Source organism: Bacillus sp. SIMBA_154, from assembly GCF_046536015.1.
Lineage (GTDB): Bacteria > Bacillota > Bacilli > Bacillales > Bacillaceae > Bacillus > Bacillus pumilus_P.
This window is the reverse complement of the sequence record NZ_JAWJBV010000100.1, coordinates 1-362: the sequence shown is the minus strand read 5'-3', so window position 1 is coordinate 362 and position 362 is coordinate 1. Positions and strand designations below refer to the sequence as shown.

General features: G+C 42.3%; 1 protein-coding gene. It reads left to right on the top strand.

Going from position 1 to position 362, the window contains the following annotated elements:
- Positions 1-362: PLP-dependent aminotransferase family protein (locus R0K30_RS21290; RefSeq protein WP_410612760.1), on the top strand; the 362-nt coding region annotated here is incomplete at both ends.

The window sequence follows — 362 nt, the reverse complement described above, 5'->3', positions numbered from 1 at the left end:
ATTGGACTGCAAAACGCCAAGCTCATGGAGCATTATTAGATCAGGCGGCAAAAGGTTTCAGCTGTATTCGCTTAGTTGAAGTACCTGACTATACTAAACATGCCGAATATAAACATTATATGTTTATTAAACCTCAGCAGCTGGCTGCTGGCTGGAGCCGAGATCGCATAGTTAATGAAATTGTTGAACGTGGCGTTCCTTGTTTTCAGGGGAGTTGCTCTGAGGTTTATCTAGAAAAAGCGTTTGATAATACACCATGGCGACCAAATAAGCGTTTGCCTAATGCGGTTGAGCTGGGCGAAACATCAATAATGTTTTTAGTTCACCCTTCACTAACTGAAACCGAAATGGCTAAAACGGCA